The organism is Albidovulum sediminis (assembly GCF_025380365.1).
In the GTDB taxonomy this organism is placed as follows: domain Bacteria; phylum Pseudomonadota; class Alphaproteobacteria; order Rhodobacterales; family Rhodobacteraceae; genus Albidovulum; species Albidovulum sediminis.
Genome location: NZ_JAOCQF010000018.1, coordinates 1 through 839 on the forward strand (window position 1 = coordinate 1; position 839 = coordinate 839).

Below are 839 nucleotides of genomic sequence, written 5' to 3' on the forward strand. Positions count from 1 at the left end.
TCGACGACTTCGTCAACGGCACAGAACTCGTCGCCCGTATCAAGGCCCAATCACCGCGGTAACAACCGGCCGGTTACCTTCGTGATGCGACCGCCGACGATATAAACTTGATTGTGCTGGTCCCCGAGCAGGTCTCGCGCGCGGTCGAAATCGCTCGTCCTGATGCCCGACAGCGTTTCACGGAAGTTGGCGATCGTCGCTTCGGCGAAGCGATTGAGGATGTGGGCGTCCGGCGCATCGTTGGCCCAGCGATCGTGCTTTGCAATAGGGTTGGATAGGGTGCTTTCCAGCTCTTCGTGGATATGCGCTTGGAAATCCGGAAAGCCCTTAAAGCCAAGCTTGCGCACCATGCGAACGACCGTCGGGGTCGAAACGCCGGCCTGCTCCGCGATGGTGGTGATAGATCCCAGCGCCGACATCGGATAGTGCGAGGTCAGCGCATTTGCCAGCTGCTGCTCGGCCCGCGTCAAGCGGCCAAAACTGGACCGTATGATGTGGTGGACTGTAGTGTGGGTTCTCAAGTGCATCATCCTCCCGCATCTTCTCATTACCTTAGGAGGTCAGTCCCGGCGTCTGGTGGATCGGATTGACGATGAAACTGTCTGGCTCTGAAGTCCAGATCTTGCAGATGTATTCGTGGGGCGTGAGGCCATTGTGAGCTGCTGCCGGTTTCTTGGAAACAAAGATAAAATCGGGACCAAGGAACTGGAGAGTGGATATGACGAAACGGAAGTTTAGCCGTGTGTCGCGTAGCCCTTAAAAGGGGTCATCCTCAATTTGTGTGTCACGGTCTGACCGAGTTTCACAGATTGAAGGGATCAGGCCGTGGTATCGAAGAA

1 protein-coding gene and 1 pseudogene are annotated in these 839 nt (G+C 56.3%); both read right to left on the bottom strand.

The genetic code is table 11. The annotated features are described in order from the left end of the window. Positions 1-50 precede the first annotated feature (50 nt). Positions 51-521: a MurR/RpiR family transcriptional regulator gene (locus N5I32_RS21200; protein ID WP_261497898.1), complete on the bottom strand. Its 471-nt coding sequence runs from the start codon at positions 519-521 to the stop codon at positions 51-53. A 31-nt stretch (positions 522-552) separates the two neighbouring features. Continuing rightward, positions 553-651, bottom strand: a pseudogene (locus tag N5I32_RS21205) (IS481 family transposase); the annotation flags it as partial. Positions 652-839: the final 188 nt, after the last annotated feature.